The organism is Hydrogenophaga sp. NH-16 (assembly GCF_004006415.1).
GTDB lineage: Bacteria > Pseudomonadota > Gammaproteobacteria > Burkholderiales > Burkholderiaceae_C > Hydrogenophaga > Hydrogenophaga pseudoflava.
This window is the reverse complement of sequence record NZ_CP029344.1, coordinates 440,831-463,865: the sequence shown is the minus strand read 5'-3', so window position 1 is coordinate 463,865 and position 23,035 is coordinate 440,831. Positions and strand designations below refer to the sequence as shown.

At 69.7% G+C, this 23,035-nt stretch carries 23 protein-coding genes and 1 tRNA gene; 13 read left to right on the top strand and 11 right to left on the bottom strand.

The window, feature by feature from the left end; all coding sequences use genetic code 11:
- Positions 1 to 3 precede the first annotated feature (3 nt).
- The 5 genes from DD542_RS02275 to DD542_RS02255 all read left to right on the top strand — a co-directional run bounded on the left by DD542_RS02275 (position 4) and on the right by DD542_RS02255 (position 3,686).
- Positions 4 to 618, top strand: coding sequence for an SCO family protein (locus DD542_RS02275; RefSeq protein ID WP_127803498.1), 615 nt, complete (start codon positions 4 to 6; stop codon positions 616 to 618).
- Between the two features lie 43 nt (positions 619 to 661).
- On the top strand, positions 662 to 1,141 hold the full coding sequence (locus tag DD542_RS02270; RefSeq protein WP_127803496.1) for a copper chaperone PCu(A)C: 480 nt from the start codon (positions 662 to 664) through the stop codon (positions 1,139 to 1,141).
- Between the two features lie 20 nt (positions 1,142 to 1,161).
- The gene (locus DD542_RS02265) at positions 1,162 to 1,569 is read left to right on the top strand and encodes a DUF2946 family protein (RefSeq protein WP_127803494.1); all 408 of its coding nucleotides are present in this window, start codon (positions 1,162 to 1,164) and stop codon (positions 1,567 to 1,569) included.
- Positions 1,570 to 1,650: 81 nt separating this feature from the next.
- Positions 1,651 to 2,286, top strand: coding sequence for a cyclic nucleotide-binding domain-containing protein (locus tag DD542_RS02260; protein WP_127803492.1), 636 nt, complete (start codon positions 1,651 to 1,653; stop codon positions 2,284 to 2,286).
- A gap of 17 nt (positions 2,287 to 2,303) precedes the next feature.
- Positions 2,304 to 3,686, top strand: coding sequence for a PepSY domain-containing protein (locus tag DD542_RS02255; RefSeq protein ID WP_206610752.1), 1,383 nt, complete (start codon positions 2,304 to 2,306; stop codon positions 3,684 to 3,686).
- A gap of 12 nt (positions 3,687 to 3,698) precedes the next feature.
- Here DD542_RS02255 and pcp read toward each other — a convergent pair whose 3' ends face one another.
- Together pcp and DD542_RS02245 are read right to left on the bottom strand one after the other, a co-directional pair.
- Positions 3,699 to 4,367 carry a pyroglutamyl-peptidase I gene (pcp, locus tag DD542_RS02250; RefSeq protein ID WP_127803488.1) on the bottom strand — a complete coding sequence of 223 codons (669 nt, stop codon included), beginning with the start codon at positions 4,365 to 4,367 and terminating at the stop codon, positions 3,699 to 3,701.
- A 7-nt stretch (positions 4,368 to 4,374) separates the two neighbouring features.
- Positions 4,375 to 5,481 carry an ABC transporter ATP-binding protein gene (locus DD542_RS02245; protein ID WP_127803486.1) on the bottom strand — a complete coding sequence of 369 codons (1,107 nt, stop codon included), beginning with the start codon at positions 5,479 to 5,481 and terminating at the stop codon, positions 4,375 to 4,377.
- A 34-nt stretch (positions 5,482 to 5,515) separates the two neighbouring features.
- Between DD542_RS02245 and DD542_RS02240 the strand changes: the two genes are divergently transcribed.
- Entirely contained in the window at positions 5,516 to 7,126 is a 1,611-nt protein-coding gene (locus DD542_RS02240) for an iron ABC transporter permease (RefSeq protein WP_241559657.1), read from the top strand.
- Between the two features lies 1 nt (position 7,127).
- Here the strand turns inward: DD542_RS02240 and DD542_RS02235 are convergent.
- From DD542_RS02235 to DD542_RS02215, 5 genes are all read right to left on the bottom strand, one after another.
- A tRNA-Arg gene (locus tag DD542_RS02235) sits at positions 7,128 to 7,202 on the bottom strand.
- A gap of 41 nt (positions 7,203 to 7,243) precedes the next feature.
- Entirely contained in the window at positions 7,244 to 11,137 is a 3,894-nt protein-coding gene (locus DD542_RS02230) for a translocation/assembly module TamB domain-containing protein (RefSeq protein ID WP_127803482.1), read from the bottom strand.
- Positions 11,137 to 13,065, bottom strand: a complete 1,929-nt coding sequence (locus DD542_RS02225; RefSeq protein ID WP_127803480.1) for a BamA/TamA family outer membrane protein — start codon at positions 13,063 to 13,065, stop codon at positions 11,137 to 11,139. The genes DD542_RS02230 and DD542_RS02225 overlap by 1 nt, the downstream gene beginning before the upstream one ends.
- 6 nt (positions 13,066 to 13,071) lie before the next feature.
- A complete protein-coding gene (locus tag DD542_RS02220; protein WP_127803478.1) occupies positions 13,072 to 14,259 on the bottom strand; it encodes a VWA domain-containing protein in 1,188 nt (395 codons plus the stop codon).
- A 28-nt stretch (positions 14,260 to 14,287) separates the two neighbouring features.
- Positions 14,288 to 15,142, bottom strand: coding sequence for a MoxR family ATPase (locus DD542_RS02215; protein WP_066158648.1), 855 nt, complete (start codon positions 15,140 to 15,142; stop codon positions 14,288 to 14,290).
- A gap of 127 nt (positions 15,143 to 15,269) precedes the next feature.
- On the opposite strand from DD542_RS02215, the gene DD542_RS02210 reads away from it, so the two are divergent.
- Positions 15,270 to 15,938, top strand: a complete 669-nt coding sequence (locus tag DD542_RS02210) for a c-type cytochrome (protein ID WP_066158645.1) — start codon at positions 15,270 to 15,272, stop codon at positions 15,936 to 15,938.
- A gap of 48 nt (positions 15,939 to 15,986) precedes the next feature.
- Here DD542_RS02210 and DD542_RS02205 read toward each other — a convergent pair whose 3' ends face one another.
- Positions 15,987 to 16,424 (bottom strand): DUF1841 family protein, encoded by a 438-nt coding sequence (locus tag DD542_RS02205; RefSeq protein ID WP_066158643.1) that lies wholly within the window; start codon positions 16,422 to 16,424, stop codon positions 15,987 to 15,989.
- Between the two features lie 38 nt (positions 16,425 to 16,462).
- Between DD542_RS02205 and pcaF the strand changes: the two genes are divergently transcribed.
- The 4 genes from pcaF to DD542_RS02185 all read left to right on the top strand — a co-directional run bounded on the left by pcaF (position 16,463) and on the right by DD542_RS02185 (position 19,596).
- Positions 16,463 to 17,665 carry a 3-oxoadipyl-CoA thiolase gene (gene pcaF / locus DD542_RS02200; RefSeq protein WP_127803476.1) on the top strand — a complete coding sequence of 401 codons (1,203 nt, stop codon included), beginning with the start codon at positions 16,463 to 16,465 and terminating at the stop codon, positions 17,663 to 17,665.
- Entirely contained in the window at positions 17,662 to 18,426 is a 765-nt protein-coding gene (locus tag DD542_RS02195) for a sulfite exporter TauE/SafE family protein (protein WP_127803474.1), read from the top strand. Before pcaF ends, DD542_RS02195 begins: the two co-directional genes overlap by 4 nt.
- Positions 18,427 to 18,456: 30 nt before the next feature.
- Positions 18,457 to 19,074, top strand: coding sequence for a ParA family protein (locus DD542_RS02190; RefSeq protein WP_066158633.1), 618 nt, complete (start codon positions 18,457 to 18,459; stop codon positions 19,072 to 19,074).
- A 66-nt stretch (positions 19,075 to 19,140) separates the two neighbouring features.
- Positions 19,141 to 19,596, top strand: coding sequence for a MaoC family dehydratase (locus DD542_RS02185; protein WP_066158631.1), 456 nt, complete (start codon positions 19,141 to 19,143; stop codon positions 19,594 to 19,596).
- 7 nt (positions 19,597 to 19,603) lie between these two features.
- On the opposite strand, the gene DD542_RS02180 is transcribed toward DD542_RS02185, so the two are convergent.
- The 3 genes from DD542_RS02180 to DD542_RS02170 all read right to left on the bottom strand — a co-directional run bounded on the left by DD542_RS02180 (position 19,604) and on the right by DD542_RS02170 (position 21,165).
- A complete protein-coding gene (locus DD542_RS02180) occupies positions 19,604 to 19,927 on the bottom strand; it encodes a hypothetical protein (protein ID WP_079364515.1) in 324 nt (107 codons plus the stop codon).
- 154 nt (positions 19,928 to 20,081) lie between these two features.
- Entirely contained in the window at positions 20,082 to 20,555 is a 474-nt protein-coding gene (gene trmL, locus DD542_RS02175; protein WP_127807253.1) for a tRNA (uridine(34)/cytosine(34)/5-carboxymethylaminomethyluridine(34)-2'-O)-methyltransferase TrmL, read from the bottom strand.
- A 94-nt stretch (positions 20,556 to 20,649) separates the two neighbouring features.
- On the bottom strand, positions 20,650 to 21,165 hold the full coding sequence (locus DD542_RS02170; protein WP_241559656.1) for a ComF family protein: 516 nt from the start codon (positions 21,163 to 21,165) through the stop codon (positions 20,650 to 20,652).
- 288 nt (positions 21,166 to 21,453) lie between these two features.
- Here DD542_RS02170 and DD542_RS02165 point away from each other — a divergent pair, with 288 nt between their 5' ends.
- Both DD542_RS02165 and DD542_RS02160 read left to right on the top strand, forming a co-directional pair.
- The gene (locus DD542_RS02165) at positions 21,454 to 22,359 is read left to right on the top strand and encodes a biotin synthase (protein ID WP_127803470.1); all 906 of its coding nucleotides are present in this window, start codon (positions 21,454 to 21,456) and stop codon (positions 22,357 to 22,359) included.
- Between the two features lie 157 nt (positions 22,360 to 22,516).
- Complete coding sequence (locus DD542_RS02160) at positions 22,517 to 22,981, top strand: DUF2244 domain-containing protein (RefSeq protein ID WP_127803468.1); 465 nt, start codon at positions 22,517 to 22,519, stop codon at positions 22,979 to 22,981.
- The last annotated feature ends 54 nt before the right edge of the window (positions 22,982 to 23,035 follow it).

Here is a 23,035-nt window from a genome sequence, read left to right as displayed (position 1 = left end):
GCCATGAGCCGTCGACAGAGCCTGCTGTGGCTCGCAGCCGGTGCCGCCGGTCTGCTGTCGGGCTGTGACCGGCTGTCCCCTGGTGGCCAACCGGCGACGCCCTCGTTCAAGGGCATCGACATCACCGGGGCCGACTACGCCCGCGGTTTTTCGCTGACCGACTTCAACGGGCAGACCCGCACCCTGGCCGACTTCCAGGGCCGGGTCGTGATGCTGTACTTCGGCTTCGTGCAGTGCCCCGATGTCTGTCCGACGGCGCTCACGCGCGCCGCGGCGGTGATGGAGCGGCTGGGCCCCCGGGCCGGCGATCTGCAGGTGGTCTTCGTGACCGTGGACCCGGAGCGCGACACGCCTGAGCTGCTGCGCGAGTACATGGCCGCCTTCCACCCCAGCTTCCTGGCCCTGACCGGCAATGCCGAGCAGATCGCGCAGACCGCGAAGGACTTCCGCGCTTTCTACAAGAAGGTGCCCACCGGCAGCAGCTACACCATGGACCACACGGCGCTGAGCTACCTGTTCGACCGCCAGGGCCGCATCCGCGTGGCGCTGCGGCACGAACAGACCGCCGACGACTACACCGCCGACGTCCTGGCGCTGCTGGATGCGCCAGTGCCCTGATCCCTTTTCCCCAACCCCGTTTTTTCAACCCCAAGGAGTCCCCATGAAACACCTCATCAGCATTGCCCTCATCGCCGCGTCGGCCAGCGCCTTTGCACAGTCCTCGGTCGAGATCAAGGACCCCTGGGTCCGCGCGACCGTGGCCCAGCAGAAGGCCACCGGCGCCTTCATGCAGCTCACCGCCAAGGCCGACAGCAAGCTGGTCGAGGTCAAGTCGCCGGTGGCCGGCGTGGTCGAGATCCACGAGATGGCGATGGACAACAACGTGATGAAGATGCGCCAGATCCCCGGCCTGGCGCTGCCGGCCGGCAAGGCGGTCGAGCTCAAGCCTGGCGGCTACCACGTGATGCTGCTGGACCTGAAGGCCCAGGTGAAGGAGGGCGACGTGGTGCCGGTGACGCTGGTGTTCGAAGGCAAGGACGGCAAGCGCGAAACCGTCGAGGTCAAGGCCCCGGCCAAGCCGCTGGCGACTCCGGCCGCCATGGGCAGCAAGCCCGCACCGGCCACCGAGCACAAGCACTGAGGCCCTGAGCCGCGCGCCCGATGACCCTGCTGTCCTGGCACCGCCTGTCCCGACGCCTGTCGGGCGGGCTGCTCGCCGCCCTGCTGCTGGCCACGCTGGCGCCCGCGGTCTCGCGCGCGCTCGCGGCCGGGCCGCCGCAGGACGGGCAGGACTGGGTCGAGCTCTGCACCGCGCAGGGCATGCAGTGGGTGCTGGCGGACGACCCAGGGGCAGACCGCGCCGCCAGCCCGGACGGCGGGCGCTCCGACGCGTTCGATCTGTGTGGCCACTGCACGCTGGCCGCCGAACGCTTTGCGCCCCTGCTGCCCGGTTGGCCCGCGCTGCCCGCGGTGGTGGCGAGCTGGCCCACACCGTTCTTCTTCTCCACCGATCTCCGGTCCGCCGAGGCGCCCCGCGCCGCCGCGCGCGGCCCGCCGCTCCAGGGCTGATTCACCGGCGGGCCTGTCCCGCCTCGTCGGCCGCGGTGCACCGATGCACTCGGCCTCGTGAAGTCCGTTTCTGGAGTTGCCATGTCGAACCCTGTGAAAGAACCGGTGCGCCTGTGCGCCGGTCAAGACCCCCTTTTCAAGGCCGGTGCCACCGGTGGCCTGTGGCGCGTGCTCGACGGCACGGTGCGCCTGGACCGCGAGAGCGGCCCGTCCCGTCTGCCGGTGCTGATCGCCCTGCCGGGCGATCTGGTGGGCATCGAGTCGCTGTGTGATCAGCCCTACCAGTTCACCGCCATTGCCTTCACCGACTGCCGGCTGGCCCTGGTGCCGGTGACCACCGAGACCGAGCGCGAGGCCCTGCTGCGCGAGGCCCTGTTCCAGCAGCAGATGCGCACCCAGGACATGGCCACGCTGCGCACCGGCAACGTGCTGTCCCGGCTGGCCTGCCTGCTCCAGCTGCTCGGCCTGCCCTGGCAGGGCGCACAGGCGGCCGACGAGGCGCGTGCGGACGCGCTGCGCTCGGCCCTGCCTGCCCTGCGCGAGCTGGCCCAGATGGTGGACGCCAAGGCCGAAACCGTCTGCCGCGGCCTGGCCCAGCTGCTACCCCCGCGCCGGCGCAAGAGCGGACCGGCCCGCGTCCACCCGCTGCCCCCGGTCAAGCCGACCGGGTTCGCGCCCTGGGTGTCGCCGTCCATGGCCATCGGCGTCCTGTCATGAACCGCCAGGAACCCGCCATGCCACCCACCACCCCGGCGCTGGGCAAGTTCCACATGCTGGCCTGGCGCTGGCACTTCTACGCCGGCCTCTGCGTCGTGCCCTTCCTCACCATGCTGGCCATCACCGGCCTGGTCATGGTGTTCTTCACCGGCTTCCAGCACCGCCTGGGCATGAACATCGACGTGCAGCCGAAGGCGAGCACCGTCCCGGTCGGCGCCTTGGCGCAGGCGGTGCTGGCCCAGCGGCCCGGCGCGAAGCTCAAGGAGTACGTGGCGCCGAAGTCCGACACGCGGCCGGCCTGGTTCGTGGTGACGGCGGACGGGCGCGAGGAGGCCGTGGCCGTCAACCCCTACACCGGCGAGCTGCTGCGCAACGTGGACAAGGAGCGCACCGTGTTCGCCTGGGCCGAGAAGATCCACGGAACGCTGCTGCTCGGTGACCTGGGCGACCGGCTGATCGAGATCGCCGCCGGCCTGGGCATCGTGCTCATCGTCACCGGCGCCTACATGGCCTGGCCGCGCGGCGGGCAGGGCTGGGCCCGGGTGCTGATGCCCGACCTCTCGGCCAGGGGGCGCAGCGCCTGGAAGTCGCTGCACGTGAGCGTGGCTTTCTGGGTCGGCCTGGTGCTGGCCTTCTTCCTTCTGACGGGGCTGGCCTGGGCGGGCATCTGGGGTGGCCATTTCGTGCAGCCCTGGGGCAGCTTCCCCGCCGCCAAGTGGGACGACGTGCCGAGGTCCGACGCGACGCACGCGGCGCTCGCCACCCCGGGCCTGAAGGAAGTGCCCTGGGGGCTGGAGCAGACGCCGATGCCGGCCTCCGGCTCCAGCGCCGGCCGGCCGGGCATCCCCACTGGCCAGCCGGTCAACCTCGACACGGTCGACGCCTACGCGCGCTCCATCGGCTTTGGCGGCCAGTTCCACATCGCCGTGCCGCAGGACGACACCGGCGTCTACAGCATCAGCGCCGACAGCATGAGCGGCGACCTGAGCGACCCGGCCGGCGACCGCTTCGTGCACCTGGACCAGTACACCGGCCGCGTGCTGGCCGAAGCCGCATTCGCCGACTACTCGCCCATGGCCAAGCTCATGGCCGTGGGCATCGCGCTGCACCAGGGCGACATGGGCCTGTGGAGCGCCTGGGCCAACGTGCTGTTCTGCCTGGCGGTGCTCTTCCTGTGCGTCAGCGGCATCGTGATGTGGTGGAAGCGCCGGCCCGCGAACGCCGGTCGTCTGGTGGCGCCGCGCGCACCCGCCGACGCCGCGCTCTGGAAAACCGGTGCGGTGGTGATGCTGGCGGTGGCGCTGGCGTTCCCGCTCTCGGGCGCGGTGCTGGTGGCGGTGCTGCTGCTGGACGGCTTGCTGATTTCGCGCATCCCGGCGCTCAAGCAGCGCCTGAACTGAAGCGGAGCGGGATCAGTCCAGCGCGCCGCCCACGCGCTGCAGATCGCCCCGGCCTCGCCACTGCAGCGCCGTGGCCAGCAGGTGCTGCACGGCGCGCACCTGGGTGTCCAGCGGGAGCGCGAAGGCCCCGGGGCGCTCCGCGACCTGCTCGGGCAGCCAGGGCAGGTGCACGAAGCCGGCCTGCACGCTGCGGCGGCGCCGCAGGGCGTGCATCAGGCCATAGAACAGGTGGTTGCAGACGAAGCTGCCGGCGCTCAGTGACTCGGCCGCCGGCACGTCCTTGGCCTGCAGCGCCGCCACCAGGGCCTTGACCGGCAGGCGGCTGAAGTAGGCCGCCGGTGCGCCTGGCAGCACCGCACGGTCCAGCGGCTGCGCGCCCGCGTTGTCCGGGATGCGCGCGTCGTCCCGGTTGACGGCGATGCGCTCCACCGTCACGCCTTCGCGTCCGCCGGCCTGTCCGAGGCAGAGCACCAGGGCGGGGCGCTGAGCCGCCAGCTCCTGCTCCAGTGCGGCGATGGCGTCACCGAACACACAGGGCAGCACCAGAGAGGTCACCGGCCGGCCGCCGATGTGCTGGCCGTGCAGGGCCTGCGCGACGAGCGCGCTGGGGTTGAGGCGTTCGCCACCGAACGGCTCGAAGCCGGTGAGCAGGATGGACGGCGTGGTCCGGGCACCCGCCACCGGGGCCTCAGCGCAGGTGCACGCCCGGCGCGGGCGGCGTGGTCGCCGTGGCGCCGCGCTCGAAGGTGACCACGTGGTCGACCTCGGCCCGGATGCCGATCCACTCGCCCACCGCGTGGTTGTGGTGCGAGGGCACGTGCGTCATCAGCGTCTCACCGCTGGACAGGCGCAGCGTGTAGAGGAACTCAGAGCCGCGGAAGGCCTTGCGCACGATCTGCGCCTTCACCGGCGCCTCGTCGTCGTGCACGATGTCGTCGGCGCGCAGCAGCACGTCGCACAGCCCGGCCTCGTAGGCCGAGGGCAGCGGACATTCCTCGACATCCAGCAGCGCGCCCATGGGCGTCTGCACGATCACCTCGCCGGCCACCTGCTGGATCTGGGCCGGCGCGAACACGCCGTGGCCGATGAACTCGGCCACGAAGCGCGTGGCGGGCCGGTGGTAGAGCGCGTAGGCGTCGTCCCACTGGTGCAGGTGGCCCTGGTGCATGACGCCGATCAGGTCGCCGATGGCGAAGGCTTCGAGCTGGTCGTGGGTGACGAAGAGGGCGGTGGCGCCGGCGGCCTTGAGGATGCCGCGCACCTCGTGCGCCAGCCGCTCGCGCAGGTCGACGTCGAGGTTGGAGAAGGGTTCGTCGAGCAGCAGCAGCCGGGGGTGCGGCGCCAGGGCGCGGGCCAGGGCCACGCGCTGCTGCTGGCCGCCGGAGAGTTCGTGCGGGTAGCGCGCCTGCATGCCGTCCAGCCCGACCAGCGCCAGCACCTCGGCCACGCGCTGCTCGCGTTCGGCGCGCGGCAGTTTGGCGATGCCGAAGGCCACGTTGCGGCCGACATCAAGGTGGGGGAACAGCGCGTAGTCCTGGAACACCATGCCGATGCGCCGCCGCTCGGCCGGCACATGCAGCGAGCCGTCGCTGACGGTTTCGCGCTCCAGCGTGATGCTGCCGGCGTACGCACGTTCCAGTCCGGCGACCGCACGCAGCAGCGTGGTCTTGCCGCAGCCCGAGGGCCCGATCAGCACGCCGATGTCGCCCGCACGAAGGCCGAGCGACACGCCGTCCACCGCGGGGAGGGACGAGCCGGAGTACTTGACGCTGAGCTGGCTGACCTGGAGGAACATGGTGGTCCATTGTAGATAACTACAATTCTCATTTGTGTTGTCCCGCATTTCCTCCACCGTTGGTCTGCTGCTGCTGGCCCTGGCGCTGACCCTGCCGGTGCTGGCGCTGCTGGCGTCCTGGTCCCAGTTCGACGCCGCGGCGCGCGAGGTGCTCGCGGAAATGTCGCGCACCGTGCTGCCGGACTACACCTTCACTTCGGTGGTGCTGTGCCTGAGCGTGGCGCTGGGTGTCGCGGTGGTGGGCATGGCCACCGCCAGCGCGGTCACCCTGTTCGACTTCCCCGGGCGGCGCGTGTTCGAGTGGGCGCTGCTGCTGCCGCTGGCCATGCCGGCCTATGTGGTGGCCTACGCCTACACCGACTTCCTGCAGTTCAGCGGCCCGCTCCAGGTCTGGATGCGCGAGAGCTTCGGCCTGCGCGGGCGGGTGTTTCCCGAAATCCGCAACACGCCGGGCGCGGTCTGGGTCTTCACCTTCTCGCTTTACCCCTATGTCTACCTGCTGGCGCGCACGGCACTGACCGAGCGCGCGGCGCAGCTGATGGAAGCTGCCCGCCTGCTGGGCGCGCCGCTGTCGCGCCGCATCCGCGAGGTGGCGCTGCCGCTGGCGCGCCCGGCGGTGGCGGCGGGGGTGGCGCTGGCACTGATGGAGACGCTGGCCGACTTCGGCGTGGCCAGCTACTTCGGCATCCAGACCTTTACCGCCGGCATCTACAAGGCCTGGCTGTCCATGGACATGCCGCTGGCGGCGGCGCAGCTGGCCACCGTGCTGCTGGCACTGGTGGCGCTGTTGCTGTGGCTGGAGCGCCGTGCGCAGCAGCGCATGCGCTTTGCCTCGCTGCGCGGCCAGCGCGCCGGCAGCGCCGACGCGCAGCCGGTGCCGCTGTCGGGCGGGCGGTCCGCGCTGGCCTGGCTGGCCTGCGCGCTGCCCATTCTGTTTGGTTTCGTGCTGCCGGTGCTGTTCATGCTGCGCCCGCTGATCGGCGGCTGGGAAGAACTGCCCTGGACCTCGTTCGTGCAGTGGGCCGGCAACAGCGTGCGCCTGGCCGCCATCAGTTCGGCGGCGGCCACGGTGCTGGCCCTGGTGCTGGCGTTTGCCGTGCGCACCCGGCCCGGTCCGCTGACGCGGGGCGTGGTGCAGCTGGCAGGGCTGGGCTACGCGGTGCCGGGTGCGGTGATAGTGGTCGGCCTGCTGCTGCCGGTGGGCTGGGCGCAGAAGGCCTTTCCCGATGGCAGCATCGGCTACTGGGTGACCGCCACCGTGATGGGCATCGTCTGGGCCTACCTGGTCCGCTTCACGGCGGTGGCCCTGCAATCGGCGCAGAGCGGCTATGCGCGCATCCCGGCCAGCCTGGACGACTCGGCCCGCATGCTCGGCACCACCGGCGCTGCGCTGGCCGCCCGCGTGCACTGGCCGCTGCTGCGGCGCACGACGGCGGCGGCGGCGCTGCTGGTGTTTGTGGACGTGATGAAGGAACTGCCGGCAACCCTGGTGCTGCGGCCCTTCAACAGCGACACCCTGGCGGTGGTGGCCTACCAGCTGGCGCGCGACGAGCGCCTGGGGGAGGCGGCCTTGCCAGCCCTGACGCTGGTGCTGGTGGGCCTGGTGCCGGTGATCATGCTCTCGCGTACGTTGCGCCAGCGGTGACTGGTACCACCAACAGGAATCGAACCTGTATCTAGCGCTTAGGAGGCGCTCGTTCTATCCATTGAACTATGGCGGCTTGAGAGAGCCCGCATTGTATGTGCGGCGCCCGGGGGGTTTTCAGTCGTAGCGGTGGGTGAAGATCAGGTCGATCGCGTTCTCGGTGCCGGCGCGTGCGCGCAGGGTCAGGCGGCGCGAGAGGTCGTACAGGATCGAGACCGTGCTCATGGCGCCGGCCAGGCTCTGTTCGTAGCTCAGGTAGAGGTCGCTGGAGAGGCGCTTGCCCAGCGTGAGCGCCGCCCCGGTGGTGGTGCCGTCGGCGCTGGTGCCCGAGCCGGAGAAGCCGATCTCGTCGATGCCCAGCGTGCGCGCCAGCGCACCGTCCAGCGGCTCGCCACCGCTGGAGAGCAGGCGCCGCGCCGCCTGCTGCAGCACGAAGGCCTGCGCCCCGGCGGCCGAGGCCGGGCGACCGAGCACCAGCCAGGCCAGCTTGTCGCCGTCGGGCAGGTCCGGGTCGGCGAACAGGGCCACGCGCGGGGCCTGGGCGTTGCCGCTGAGCTGCACCCCCACGCGCTGGTTGGTGTTTTCGGGCAGCACGCGCACGGCGCGGATGTCCAGCGCCGGGTCGTCGTAGGGGCCGGTGAAGCGCAGCACGCCCGACTCGATGCGCAGATTCTGGTCGTAGGCGCGGAAGGTGCCGTTGACGGTGCGCACCTCGCCCAGCACGCGCGGCGTCGGCAGGGCGGGCGTGGCGCGCAGGCTGAGCTGCCCTTCCAGCCGCGCCTCCAGGCCCTGGCCGCGCACCTCGAACTGCGGCCCCAGGTCCAGCGTGACCGACACGTCCGGCAACACGCGCTGGCCGGTGCCTTCGGGCACGGGCAGGTCGCGCGTGCTGCGCACCACCACGTCGTCGCCCAGGCTGGGCGTGCTCTCGTCGGGCAGGATGAACAGGGCCGAGTCGGCCTTGAGCTGGCCGCGCAGCTGCAGCAGGCGGCCGTCCAGCGTGGCATTGGCCTCGCCCGAGAGCGTGAGGCGGCGGTCGGGTCGGCTGGAGATGCGCAGGCGCTGCGCCTGCGCCTTCAGCTCGATGTAGGGTTGGCGCAGCAGGCTGCCGGGCACGCTGCGCCACTCTGCCTGGCCGCTGGCTTCCAGCGTGCCGCCGCTGGCCGCGCCGCCCGGGCCCTGCAGGCTGAAGCGGTCGACCCGGATGCGCTCGCCCGCAAGGGTGGCGCGGAGCTGCCCGTTGGTGAAGGCGATGCCATCGACGACGGAGCGCAGGGCCAGCTCGTCGGCCTGCAGGCTGCCGCTCCATGCGGGTGATCCGCGCGTGCCGCCCAGGCGGGCGTCGGCGCTGAGCGTGCCCTGCATGCGCCAGCCGGGCGGCGCCAGCAGCGACCACACCCCCACCTGCGGCAGCCGCACCTGGGCCGAGCCGCTGAGCGGCGCGCTGGCGGGCCACCAGCGTTCGAGCGGGTCGGCGCTGTCGCCAGCGCCACTGCCGAGCGTGCTGGCGAGGTCGGCGCTGGCCTGGCCCAGGCGTTCGGTGTCCCAGCGCAGCAGCGCCTGCAGCCGCCGGTCCCGCACGTTCAGGCTCAGGCGCGCGTCCCGCACACCGGCCGACAGGGGCGCGTCCGGGCTGCCGTTGCCGCCGTTCCATCGCAGGTCGCCGCTGCGCCGCTGCAGGCTGGCCGCCAGGGTGAACGGGGCGGACGGGTTCGTGGGCAGGCGCAGGTCCCAGTCGCCGTCGAGCACCAGGTCGCCGGCCAGGCCGTTCGAGGCCAGCGGGGACGGCGCGGGCCCCAGGGCCGCGAACGACTCCAGCCAGGGCAGCGACAGGCCTTGCAGCCGGCCCCGGGTCTCCAGCGTGTCCGATTGCCAGACCAGCCGTTGCCAGTCCAGGGTGAGCGGGGTCTGGGGGGCGGCTGTGGTGCCGGGCAGGGGGCTGAGCGCCAGCGCGCCGGTGCCTGCGTCCAGCGCCAGGCCGGTGGCCGGGTCGATGGTCCACCCCAGCCGCAGCGGCGTGGTGTTGTCCAGCCGCCAGCCGGGCGTGCGGGCCGATGCCGTCTCGGGGTTCAGGCGCAGCTGCAGGCGGGACAGGTCGAGCCGGCCGCCCGTGGAGGCCACGCCCAGCTGCCCTCCCGCGTCCAGGCCCAGCCGCCAGCCGGCGGTGGTGGCGCTGCCGGCCGCGTTGAGCGCGAGGGCGTCCAGCGGGCCGGCGGCGCTCAGCGCCAGGCCTTCGATGCGCAGCGGTGCGGCGCCGTCGCCGCCCTGCCAGCCGAGGCCGGGCAGGTTGATCGTGGCCTGCAGCCGGGGCGGTGCGACCGGGGTCACCGGCGCTGATGGGGAACCGGGTGCCGCTGTCGGCGCCGGCCAGCCCAGCGCGGCCAGCCCGCCCGACCACTGCACCCGGGCGCTGCCGCCGTTGTCGGCGCGCAGCCGGTCGAGCGAGGCCAGTGCGTCGCGCGCCGATGCGCTCCACACCGGCAGGCTGCGCAGGCCACGCACCCAGTCGAGCAGGCGGGACGGGTTGTCCAGCCGCGCGCGCAGGTCGCCTTGTCCGCTGGCGTGGCCGGCCTGGCCGTCCCAGTCCAGCCGCGCCCCGGGCAGCTCCAGACCCCAGCGGCCCTGCAGGCTGCGCTGAGCCGGCTCCAGCCGGCCCTGGCCCTGCAGCCGCGCGCCCGCCGCGCCCAGCTGCGCCTGCAGGTCGATGGCGCCGACCGGTGCGGGTGAGGGCGCGGCGCGCGCGCTGGCCTTGCCGTCGAGCACGCCGGGCGGCAGCGTGCTCCAGAGCCGCGTGGACTGCACGCCCTGGACCTGGAGCTCGCCCTGCCAGTCGGTGATGGCCGGTGCGCCCGGGCCGCCGGCGCCCTGTGCGAACGAGGCCTGGCCCTGCAGGGTGCCGCCGCCCAGCCGCGCCTGCAGCCCGCGGACGGTCCAGCGCCCGCCGCCCTGCAGCACCTCGGCCTGCAGCTGCTGCAGCGGCAGGCCCTGCTGGTCGGCGGGTTGCTCGCGGGCGTTGTCCAGCTGCACCCGTGCGCGCCAGCCGTCGCCTTCGGGCTGCGCCCGCAGCTGCCCGCTCAGCGCTGTCACCGGCGCGGTTGGCCAGAGCATGGCGAGGTTGAGGGCGCGCGCGTTCACGTCGGCGCTGTGCAGGGGCTGGTCGGCCCAGGGCAGCACGCGGGCGGTGAGCGACAGGGTGGTGGCGTCCGGGCCGGTGGCGCCGTCGGCGGGTTGGGCCTGGGCGCTGATGTCGAGCGCGGCGCCCACACCGGCCAGCGTGCCGTTGGCGCGCGCCTGGGCCTGCAGCGGCAGCGCAGGCCCGTCGGGCACGCGGCCCTGCACCTCGCCCTGCAGCGCCAGCGCCAGGGGCAGCGGGGCCTGCGCGCCCAGGTTGAGCTGCCCGCGGTAGCGCCCGTCGGCCCACTGCAGCGAATCGAGGCGCAGGCGGTGCGCGGCGGTCACGCCCGGTGCGTCGGGCAGGGCGGGTTCGTCCATGGGCGTGGACAGCGCGGCGTAGCGGTAGTGCCCGGCGATGTCCGTGGCGCTCAGCGCCTGCCGGCCGGTGAGTTCGAAGCGCTCCAGGGAAAAGCCCAGGCTCAGCGGCAGGGGCAGGCTCAGGTCCGCCAGCGGCTCGCTCGGTGTGGGAAGGCGCTGGTCGTCCACCCGCAGGCTGCGGATGGTCAGCGACGGGATGTGCAGGCCCCGGCCTTGCAGCGCGTCGGTCCAGAGCGCGTCGTCCAACTGCAGTGCCACGCCGTTCGCCTGCACCGAGAGGCCGTCCTGCAACCACTGCAGGGTGCCGATGCGCCCGCCGCCGCGCAGGCTGCCTTCGACGTTCTCGGTGTGCAGGCGGCCCGGTGAAGCGCCCGGCTCCTGCGTCCAGCGCTCGGCCCAGGCCAGGGCCTGGGCGAGCGAGCCGGGCGTGCCGGCCCAGAGCCAGAGCGCGACGGCCGCCGCGAGCAGCAGGCCCAGCGCGCCGCCCGCCAGCCACAGCCCGGTCCGAAGCGCGCGCATCAGAAACTGAACCCCACGTTGAGGTGGACGCGCAGGCGCTTGGGCCCCAGGCCATAGGCCAGGTCCAGCTGCAGCGGGCCCACCGGGCTGTTGTAGCGCAGCCCGGCACCCACGCCCACCTTGGGGCTGGTGTGCGAGGGCTGGTTGGTCACGATGCCCGCGTCGGCAAACAGCACGCTTTCCCAGTCGGTGCGCACGCCGCCGCGCCAGATCGGGCGCTGCCATTCGAAGCTGGCCACCGCCATGTAGCGCCCGGGCGCGACGCTGCCGTCGGCCTGGGGCACGCCGATGTCGCGCAGGCCGTAGCCGCGCACCGTGTTGTCGCCGCCGGTGAGGAACAGCTGCGTGTCGGGAATGCGGGCGGTGGTGTCGGCCAGCAGTGCGCCACCTTGAAGGCGCAGGGCCAGCCGACCGAGGCGGCTGGGCGGCGGGGCGGTGGTGGGCTCGCGCGTTTCAGCGGTGGCGGTCCAGGCGCCGAGCCCGCGGTCCAGCGGCCAGTAGCCCAGCCAGCGCGCCTGCGTGCTCAGGAACGGTTTGCGCTCACTGCCAAGCGTGGTGCCGGCGCCCAGCGTCAGGCCCAGGCCGTAGCCGCTCTGGGGAAAGGGCAGCTGGTCGAAGCGGCGCCAGGTCCAGCCGTAGTTGACCGAGACGGCGGCCTCGTTGCCGTCGGACGAGAGGCTGGCGAGCGCGGTGTTCACGGTTCGCGCGCGGTCGTATTGTACGAAGTAGCGCCGGTCCATGCGCGGGCTGTTTTGCGCCTTGCCCAGGCTCAGCCGCAGGCTGGAGACGGTGTTGTCGCCGTCGGTCTGCCGCGCCAGGCGTCCGCCCGTCAGCCAGTGCCAGCCATCGTCCTCCACCGGCGCGCTCCAGTCGGTGGACAGCAGCTGGTCGTGGCGCTCCAGCTGCAGCTTGCTGCGCGCCTGCCAGCCCAGGAAGGGCATGCGCAGGTGCTGGTGTTCGGCCGAGAGGCGCGGGCCGTTGTTGGTGCTGCCGCCGATGCCCAGCACCACCTTCTTGAGCGGCGCCTCGCGCACCTGCACCACCACCGGCGCCGGGGTGTCGGCCTCACCGGCAGCGTCCAGGTCCACGTAGGCGAACACCGAGCTGTAGTAGCCGGTGTCGGCGATGTGCTGCTGCGCGTCCTGCAGCCGCGACAGGCTGTAGTCGGCGCCCGGCCGCAGACCGGCCAGCCGCACCAGGCGCTCGACCGTGCGCGGGTCGTAGCGCTCGGCGCCGTCCACCCGCACCTCGCCGATCCGCACCGGCGCGCCCGAGTCGAGCTCGATGTGCCAGTGTGCCGCGTGGCCGGTGGCGTCGATGTCGCTCAGGCTGTTGGCGATGCGCGCGCGCGGGTAGCGCTCGGCGGTGAGCAGGCGCAGGGTGTCGGACTTGGTGCGGTCCCAGGCCGCCTGCGAGAAGGGCTGGCCCACCGCCTGCTGGCTGCGCCGGCGCACGGCCTCGCGCTGTTCCTCGGCCGCGGCGTGGCGGGCGATGTCGCCGCTGAAATAGACCGCCGAGGACGCCACCTGGGTGGCCGGGCCGGGCTCGATGCGGATCAGCACCTCGCCCAGCGCCGGGCCGCCCGGTTGGCGGGTGACGGTCACCTCTGGCGAAAAGAAGCCCTGCGTGCCCAGCAGCTGCCGCAGGTTGTCAGGCGCAGCGATCAGCAGCCGGTCGAGTTCACCGCTGTCCAGGTCCGGCAGGTGGCGGTAGCGCTGCAGCTCGATGTGGCGCAGGAGGAAGGCCTGCAGATCGCCAGGCGCCTGCAGCGTGATCACAAAACGTTCGGGCGCGGCGCTTGTGTCGCTGGCTTCGGGGACGCTGCCCGGTCCGGGCTCCGCCGCCTGCAGCGGCATGCCCAGGAACAGCAGCGGCAACAGACAAAAAAGCCGTGTGGAAGCCACACGGCGCCGGGAGGTGAGGGTCATGCAGGCTTATTTCGAGAGCATTCTCATCGTGTCCTCCAGCCCCTTGAGGGTCAGCGGGAACATGCGCTGCCCCACAAGTTGCTGGACGATGCTGATGCTCTGTCGATACTGCCACACGCCCTGAGGTTCCGGGTTGATCCAGGCAAATTTCGGGAACGCGTGTGTGAGCCGTTGTAACCACTCCGCACCCGCTTCCTCGTTGTTGTATTCCACGCTGCCGCCGGGCTGCAGGATCTCGTAGGGGCTCATGGTGGCGTCGCCCACGAAGATCAGTTTGTAGTCCTTGTTGTACTTGCGGATGATGTCCCAGGTCGGGAACTTCTCGGCATAGCGGCGCTTGTTGTTCTTCCACATGAAGTCGTAGACGCAGTTGTGGAAGTAATAGAACTCCAGGTGCTTGAACTCGGCCTTGACGGCGGAAAACAGCTCCTCGACGCGCTGGATGTGCTCGTCCATGGTGCCGCCCACGTCCATCAGCAGCAGCACCTTCACGTTGTTGTGCCGCTCCGGAATCATCTTGATGTCCAGCCAGCCGGCGTTGGCGGCGGTGGCGCGGATGGTGTCGGGCAGGTCCAGTTCGAGCTCGTGGCCTTCGCGCGCGAACTTGCGCAGGCGGCGCAGGGCGACCTTGATGTTGCGCGTGCCCAGCTCCTGCGTGTCGTCGTAGTCGCGGTAGGCGCGCTGGTCCCACACCTTCACCGCCGACTTGTTGCCGCCCTTGCCGCCGATGCGGATGCCCTGCGGGTTCTTGCCGCCATGGCCGAAGGGCGAGGTGCCGCCCGTGCCAATCCACTTGTTGCCGCCCTCGTGCCGCTCCTTCTGCTCTTCGAGGCGCTTCTTCAGCGTCTCCATCAGCTCGTCCCAGTCCATTTTGGGCGCGTTAGCGATCTGCTCGTCGGAGAGGAGGCGTTCCATCTCCTGGCGCAGCCAGTCGGCGGGAATCGGCTTGCTGAAGTCCGCGATCATCTCCACGCCCTTGAAATAGGCGGCGAAGGCGCGGTCGAACTTGTCGAAGTGCTTCTCGTCCTTGACCAGCGCGGTGCGGGCCAGGAAGTAGAAGTCGTCCATGGTGCAGGCGTCCGGGTTGGTCGGCCCGACCACGTTGGCCTTGAGCGCTTCGAGCAGCGTCAGGTACTCCTTGACCGAGACCGGCAGCTTGGCCGAGCGCAGGGTGTAGAAGAAGTCGATCAGCATGACGGACTCCCGTTGACGAGCAGGGGGCTCACCGGTTCCGCTGGTTCATGAACACCAGCTTTTCAAACAAGGTCGTGTCCTGCTCGTTCTTGAGCAGGGCACCCACCAGCGGCGGGATCGACACCTTGTTGTCGGCGCTCTGCAGCGCTTCGAGCGGAATGTCCTCGGCCATCAGCAGCTTGAGCCAGTCCAGCAGCTCGCTGGTGGATGGCTTCTTCTTCAGGCCCGGCAGGTTGCGCACGTCGTAGAACGTCTTCATCGCCGCGGTCAGCAGCTCGTCCTTGAGCGTGGGGAAGTGCACGTCCACGATCTTCTTCATCGTGTCGGCATCGGGGAACTTGATGTAGTGGAAGAAGCAGCGGCGCAGGAAGGCGTCGGGCAGTTCCTTCTCGTTGTTCGAGGTGATGAACACCAGCGGCCGGTGTTTGGCCTTGATGAGTTCGCGCGTCTCGTAGCAGTAGAACTCCATGCGGTCGAGTTCGCGCAGCAGGTCGTTGGGGAACTCGATGTCGGCCTTGTCGATTTCATCGATCAGCAGGGCGACCGGCTGGTCGGCGGTGAAGGCCTGCCACAGCACGCCCTGCACGATGTAGTTGCGGATGTCCTTGACGCGCTCGGCGCTGTCGGCGGTGTTGAGCTGACTGTCGCGCAGGCGGTTCACCGCGTCGTACTCGTAGAGGCCCTGCTGTGCCTTGGTGGTGGACTTGATGTGCCACTGCAGCAGCGGCATGTCCAGCGCCTGCGCCACCTCCTCGGCCAGCATGGTCTTGCCGGTGCCCGGTTCGCCCTTGACGAGCAGCGGGCGTTTGAGCGTGATGGCGGCGTTCACGGCCAGCATCAGGTCCTGGGTGGCGACGTAGTTTTCAGAGCCTTGGAACTTCATGGAGGGGGCGGGGAAGGGCGGTGGATGGGCCTGTGGGTCAGGGTTATCAATAAGCCGTTATTGATGGTCAAGTCTATATAATCGTCTGTTGATTTTTATCAATCGTTCACTTCATTGTGCTTGCAAAATGACCCATCCGCTGCCTACGTTCGCCCGTACTGTTGTCGCCGCTGCGACCCTTCTTGCAGCGGTTTCGGCTGCCCAGGCGCAAGGTGTGACCGGCTCGGCCGAGGCCGGCCAGAAGAAAGCTGAAATGTGCATTGGTTGCCACGGCATCAAGGGCTACCAGAACAGCTTCCCCGAGATCCACAAGGTTCCCAAGATCTCGGGTCAGTCCGACAAGTACATCGTCTCCGCGCTGACCGCCTACAAGAAGGGCGACCGCAAGCACCCTTCCATGCGCGGCATCGCCGGTTCGCTGAGCGAGCAGGACATGGCCGATCTGGCCGCGTTCTATTCGGCACAAGCTGGCGCCGCGCCCGCGGAGACACCCAAGACCGCGAGTGCAGCCGCCGCCGCACTGATCCAGAAGGGTGCCTGCGCCTCCTGCCACGGCGCCAACTTCGCCAAGCCCATCGATCCGAGCTACCCCAAGATCGCCGGCCAGCATTCGGACTACCTCTACGTCGCGCTCAAGTCCTACACGGTCGAGGGCAACAACGTGGTCGGTCGCTCCAACGGCGTGATGGCCGGCATTGCCAAGCAGTTCAAGCCCGCCGAGATGCGCGAGATCGCCAAGTACCTGGGTTCGCTGGACGGCGACCTGCAGACGGTGCCGCAGTCGCGCTTCCGCTGACCTCTGACCTCCCATGAAAAAGCCGCTCATCGAGCGGCTTTTTTTGTTTCAGTCCTGGGTGGCGCGTCGGCGCACCTGGTCGATGTAGGCCTGCCCGTCCGGCGGGCGGCCCGAGCGCTGGCTCTCCCAGATCATGCGGCCCAGGCACTCCATCACCTCGTGGTGGGCGGCGTGCAGGTCGCCGCGGCGCGCGGTCAGCAGCTCCACCGCTTGGCGGATGCCCGGGGGCTGGTCGATGCTGCACTGCTCGCTGATCGACAGGTGCATGGACAGGTGCAGGAACGGGTTCTCCTGCCCACCGTCGCCGGGGGTGCCCATCTGCGCCAGCGCCGCGTCGACATCCGAGAGCGCGGCGTGGTACTCCGGGTGCTCGGCGATCCACTGGCCGGCCAGCATCTCGATGGCCTCCATGGCCTCGCCGGACTGTTGTTTGGCGTGCACGGCACAGAAGAAGCGCCGGACATCGGCTTGGGACGGACTGAACATGGATGCATTATCCTGCATGTTTTTCGAGGAGACACACCATGCCACAGGCATTCATCTGCGACGCCATCCGCACCCCCTTCGGCCGCTACGGCGGCGCCCTGTCCTCCGTGCGCACCGACGACCTCGGTGCGATTCCCCTCAGAGCGCTGATGGCGCGCAATCCTTCGGTGGACTGGGAAGCCGTCACCGATGTGCTGTTCGGCTGCGCCAACCAGGCCGGTGAAGACAACCGCAACGTCGCCCACATGAGCAGCCTGCTGGCGGGGCTGCCGCTGGAGGTGCCGGGTGCCACCATCAACCGCCTGTGCGGCTCGGGGCTGGACGCGGTGGGCACGGCGGCACGCGCCATCAAGGCCGGCGAAGCGGGGCTGATGATCGCCGGCGGCGTGGAGAGCATGAGCCGCGCGCCGTTCGTGATGCCCAAGGCCGAGAGCGCCTTCAGCCGCGCCAACGCGGTCTACGACACCACCATCGGCTGGCGCTTCGTCAACAAGCTGATGAAGGCCCAGTACGGCGTCGACTCGATGCCTGAGACGGCCGAGAACGTGGCCACGGACTTCAAGATCGAGCGCGAAGCGCAGGACCGCATGGCGCTGGCCAGCCAGATGCGCGCCGTGGCGGCGATCAAGGCCGGTCACCTGGCGCGCGAGATCTGCCCGGTGAGCATCCCGCAGAAGAAGGGTGATGCGGTGGTGGTCGATACCGACGAGCATCCGCGCGAGACCAGCCTGGAAGCGCTGGCCAAACTCAAGGGCGTGGTGCGGCCCGACGGCACGGTGACGGCCGGCAACGCCAGCGGTGTCAACGACGGCGCCTGTGCGCTGCTGCTGGCCGACGAGGCCACGGCCGCGAAGAACGGCCTGACGCCCAAGGCCCGCATCGTCGGCATGGCCACGGCCGGGGTGGCGCCGCGCATCATGGGCATCGGCCCTGCGCCGGCCACGCAGAAGGTGCTGGCCCAGACCGGGCTGACGCTGGAGCAGATCGACGTGATCGAACTCAACGAAGCCTTTGCGGCCCAGGGCCTGGCTGTCCTGCGCCTGCTGGGGCTCAAGGACGACGACGAGCGCGTGAACGCCTGGGGCGGCGCCATCGCGCTGGGCCACCCGCTGGGCGCCAGCGGCGCGCGCCTGGCCACCACGGCGGTGAACCGCCTGCACGCCACCGGCGGACGCTACGCGCTGTGCACCATGTGCATCGGCGTGGGCCAGGGCATTGCGCTGATCGTCGAGCGCGTGTGAGCGCGCTGCCGCTGATCACCGATCCGTTCTTCTACGCGGTCTCGATCCCGGCGGTGCTGCTGCTGGGCGTGAGCAAGAGCGGCTTCGGTGCGGGCTTCGGTTCGCTGGCCGTGCCCATGATGGCGCTGGCGGTCACGGTGCCGCAGGCGGCGGCGATCCTGATGCCGGTGCTGCTGGTGATGGACCTGCTGGGCATGGCGGCCTTCCGCAAGGATGTGGACCGGGCACTGCTGAAATTCCTGCTGCCGTTCGGCCTGGCCGGCATCGTCCTGGGCACCGTGTTGTTCCGCGTCCTGGACGCCCGGGTGGTGGCCGGGGTGGTGGGGCTGGTGACGCTGCTGTTCCTGGCGCAGCGCCTGCTGTTTCGGCCCCGCGCCGACAGCCCGCCACCGCCGAAATGGCTGGGCGCGATCCTGACAGCCACGTCCGGCTTCACCAGTTTCATCGCCCACGCGGGCGGGCCCCCGATCAATGCCTATGTGATTCCGCTGAAGCTCCGGCCGGTGCTGTTCACAGGCACCATGGCCTTTTTCTTCTTCTTCATCAACCTGTCCAAGTGGATTCCGTACGCCTGGCTGGGCCTGCTGGACTGGCGCAACATGGCCACCTCGCTGGCATTGCTGCCATTCGCGCCGATCGGGGTGTGGGTGGGTGTGCGCATCGCGCACCGCATCAACCAGGCGCTGTTCTACCGCATGGTCTATACCGGCATGTTCCTGACCGCGGTCAAGCTGCTCTGGGATGCACGCCCGTTAACATAGCCGGCGTTCCATGCACCCGAGGAGGTCCGTATGCCGGTGGTGGTGATCGCAAATCCGAAGGGAGGGGTGGGCAAGTCCACTCTGTCGACCAACGTGGCCGGCTATCTGGCCAGCCGCGGCCACGCCGTGATGCTGGGCGACGCCGACCGCCAGCAGTCGTCTGCGCTCTGGCTGAGCCTGCGCCCTGCGGCCGCCCGCCCGATCCGCTCGTGGGAAGTGTCGGGCGACCATGTGGGCAAGCCGCCCAAAGGGACGACCCATGTGGTGCTGGACACGCCCGCCGGCTTGCACGGATCGCTGTGCAAGGAAGCGCTCAAACATGCCGACAAGGTGCTGGTGCCGCTGCAGCCGAGCATCTTCGACATCTACGCCACGCGCGCGTTTCTTGACGAGCTCGCTCAGTCCAAGCACGCGGGGCATCTGCAGGTGGGCATCGTTGGCATGCGGGTCGATGCCCGCACGATTGCGGCCGACAAGCTGCACGAGTTTGTCGATGGGCTGGGGCTGCCGGTTCTGGGCTACCTGCGCGACACGCAGAACTACATCCACCTCGCCGCGCGCGGGCTCACGCTGTTCGATGTGGCGCCCAGCCGTGTGGAAAAAGACCTGGAGCAGTGGCGCGGCATCTGCGACTGGCTGGACCGCTGAACCCGGTCCGGCGCTGTCGCGGTGCCGACAGTGCCTTTCAGGGTCCTGGACCTAGAGTCGGCCTCCATGAGAAGCTTTGACACCCTCGACGAACTTGCGGCCTGTGTGGGTCAGGAAGTGGCCACCAGCGACTGGGTCACCGTGACCCAGGAGCAGGTCAACCGCTTCGCCGACGCGACCGGTGACCACCAGTGGATCCATGTGGACGTGGAGCGCGCGCGTGCGGGCCCCTTCGGTGCACCGATCGCGCACGGCTTCCTTACCCTGTCGCTGCTGCCCGTGTTTTTCGACTCGGCGTTCGAAATCCGGCAGGGCGGCATGGGGGTGAACTACGGACTGAACAAGGTGCGCTTCACCTCACCCGTCCCGGTGGGCAGTCGCCTGCGGGCGCGCATGACGCTGTTGACGGCCACCCCGATCGAAGGCAATGGCCTGCAGATGGCCTGGTCGGTGGCCGTTGAGCGCGAAGGGGCCGAGAAGCCGGTGTGTGTGGCCGAAGCCTTGGTGCGGCGCTATCCCTGAGCGTCGCTCAGCGGATGCGTCCCAGCTGACGGGCGTCGACCCAGCCTTCGAACACCGCCAGGAGGGCGTTGATCCGCTCGGCCGCCACCGTCTGGCTGGTGGCTTGGGAAATGAGCTGGTAGGCGTCGTTGCGCAGCAACCAGAGATCCTGCACGGTCTGCGTTTGCTCGATCTTGTGCCGCAACCGGTGCACGGAGATGCCGTCGCAGTCCGCCACGGTCTGCAGCAGGGCAGACCGGATGACCTGAAGATCTTTTAGGCTCGGCACGGCCTTGGCCCCCTTGCCGGGCGCAGCCTTGCCTTTGAAGAGCTTGGTCAGCGTCGCAATCAAAAAAACCTCCGGGCTGCCCGCAGGGGCAGGACGTCTACACAATACAGCAAGGGAGTATGTGCCGCATGATGCGGCGGACAAACGAACCCGCGTATTGTGGTTGACCGCAACCCCCAAATGTGGGGTGCGTCCCTCAGCAAAGAAGTGATAAGCATCACGGTTTTGTTGCTCCGAATCCCTGTTGGCGCCACGCTTCGTAAACAAGCACCGCCACGGCGTTGGAAAGATTGAGGCTGCGTTGGCCTTCCCGCATCGGAAGCCGCAACTGCCGTTCCGCAGCGAAATGCTCGCGCACACTGGCCGGCAGTCCCTCGGTCTCGCAGCCGAAGACCAGCCAGTCGCCAGGCATGAAGCGCTGGGCATAGGCCTGCCCCTGTCCCCGGGTGGTGAGGGCGAACATGCGCTCGCGAACCGGTTGGGCGGTGTCGAGGAACTGTGTCCATGAGGGGTGGCGCTGGACACTGGCGTATTCGTGATAGTCCAGTCCGGCCCGGCGCATCTGCTTGTCGTCCATCGAGAAACCCAGGGGCTCGATCAGATGCAGATGGCATCCCGTGTTGGCGCACAGGCGGATCACATTGCCCGTGTTGGGCGGGATCTGCGGTGTGACCAGGACAACGTGGAACATGGGGCGAGGCGCTGCCTTCAACGCGGTGACCGGTGGGCCGGCCTTGTCTTCTACCCCCTTGGTGGGCGCGATCATAAGCGCATATGGAGCGGTGTCATCGACCGGTCTCCCCGTCTTGTGCCGCCTGTGGCGTTCGCGCCAAAACCAGGGCCCGAACCTCGGTGGCGCCGGCATGGCGAAGCGCCATTCCTGCATGATGCAAGGTGGCGCCCGTGGTGCGCACGTCGTCAACAAGGACCACCCGCTTTTCTGCCAGCCTTGATACCACGAGGGGGTGGACCACGAATGCGCCTCGCAGATTGACCAGTCGCTGCGCGCGCGTGAGGCGGTGCTGGTCCGACGTGTCACCCAGGCGCACCAAGGCCTCCGCCATGGTCTGGAGGCCGGTGCGCCGACCGATCACTCGGCACAGCTCCCAAGCCTGGTTGTAGCCCCGCTCGGCCAGCCGCGCTGGTGTCACGGGCACCGGCACCAGCAACATGTCGGGCGCAAGGAAGTCCTGCCTGGAGGCGGATTGCACCATCAGGTCCCCGAGCGGGCCGGCCCAGCCCGGTTCGTTGCGAAACTTGAACCGGCCAATCAACCCGTCCCACGGGAACCGGTAGTCCACGGCGGTCAGGCACCTCTGCACGGGGGATGACCCTGTGGCCGTCAGGCATTCGCCACACAGCGCAGCATCGTCAGGCAGCGGCCTGGCGCAGCGCTGGCAGCGACCGAGGGGCGGCGCATGGCGCTGGCAACACGCCGGGCAGATCGGCGCTGCCGGCCAGCTGCCGCAGACCTGGCAGATGGAGGGCAGCCCGGGTATCCGGTGCAGCAAAGCGGTCAGAACTCCCATGCGGGCCAATATACTGGCGCGCCTTCGCCAGCCGGCCGCCACCCCTGTCAACAGACCTCTGTGACCCACCCCACCGAAGAATCGCCCGTACCCGGGCTTGATCCCGTCGCAGCGCGGCGCTGGCTGCTTCGCTCGCATGCGGCCAGCCCCTGGCTGCACGAGGAGGTGGCCCGGCGCATGATTGACCGCCTTCAGTGGTTCCGGGAGCAGCCGGCCAGCTGGTTGCACTGGGAGCCGTTGATGGGCGGACTGGAGGCGCATCGCAGCCTGGCTGCGCGATTGCCGAATGCCCGCTGCCTGGTGTTTGCGGAGGACCTGCGCGTGACCGAGCGCTTGCAGGGCGGGGCCGGCCGGTCGCTCCGGTCGCTCCTGGGCTGGGGCAAGTCCAGCGCACCCGCTGTGGCCACCGCAGACACCCGGGTGGCGATGCTGTGGGCCAATATGGTGCTGCACCAGGAGCCCCGCCCCCAGGCCCTGCTGCATCGCTGGCACGGGCACATCGATGTCGGCGGATTTCTGATGTTCTCCTGCCTGGGACCCGACAGCCTGAGCGAGCTGCGGGGCATTTACCAGGGCCAGGGCTGGCCATCACCCGCCCACAGCTTCACCGACATGCACGACTGGGGTGACATGCTGGTGCAGGCGGGCTTCGCCGAGCCCGTGATGGACATGGAGCGCATCACGCTGACCTACAGCAGTGCGGCGGCCATGCTGGACGAGTTGCGCAGCTTTGGCCGCAACCTGGGAGCGGCTCGGTTTCCTGGGCTGCGGGGGCGCGGGTGGCGCGCGCGCATCGAGTCCGCCATCGAGCAGCACGGGCCGCGCGACGGTCATGGGCGCCTGACCCTGGGGTTCGAGATCAACTATGGGCACGCGTTCAAGTCGGCGCCCCGACCCCAGGCCGGGGACAGCCAGTCGGTCTCGGTGGACGAGATGCGGGCCATGCTGCGAAAACGGCGCGGCTGATCTGCTGCCAAGGCGCGCCCAAGATGCCGTACAGCGGGCGGTGGGCGGTTTCTGGTCGCTACAATTGACATAAATCAAACTCCGCACGCCGAATCTTCGGCAGGCGTAACCCCATGTCGGACGCTCCCGGCGCATCCGGTTGTGTCGGAGACACAACATGTATCGCCTCGCAAGCGTCACCGCGGACGGGACTCACTGGGTACTGAGGCGCAACTGTTCGGTTACGCCACGGCAACTGGGGTCCATATACGCGCTGTTGAGTGCGCTGTCCCTGGTGGTGGCTGGGTTCTTCTGGACCCACGGCGCCTGGATGGTTTTGCCATTCTCCTTGGTGGAGCTGGTGGCGGTTGGCGTGGCGTTTCTGGTCTACGCCCGGCATGCGACCGACGGTGAGCACATCTGTGTGAGCTGTGGTCGGCTGGTGGTGGAGCGGGAGGACGCCGGCCGGTTGTCGCGTATTGAGTTTGCGGGCCATGCCATTCGCGTGGAGGGTCCGTCCGGCCACTGTTCGCTGGTGTCGGTGCGGGGCGGAGGGCGTTCGGCGGAAGTCGGGCGGTATGTGAGGGCCGATTTGCGGCCGGTGCTGGCCCAGGAAATCAGGCGGGCACTGCAGGGGGCATGAAGCTGGTGTGGGTATTCCCTGAGAGGGCGTTCAGGGTGTTTTTGGTCTAATTGG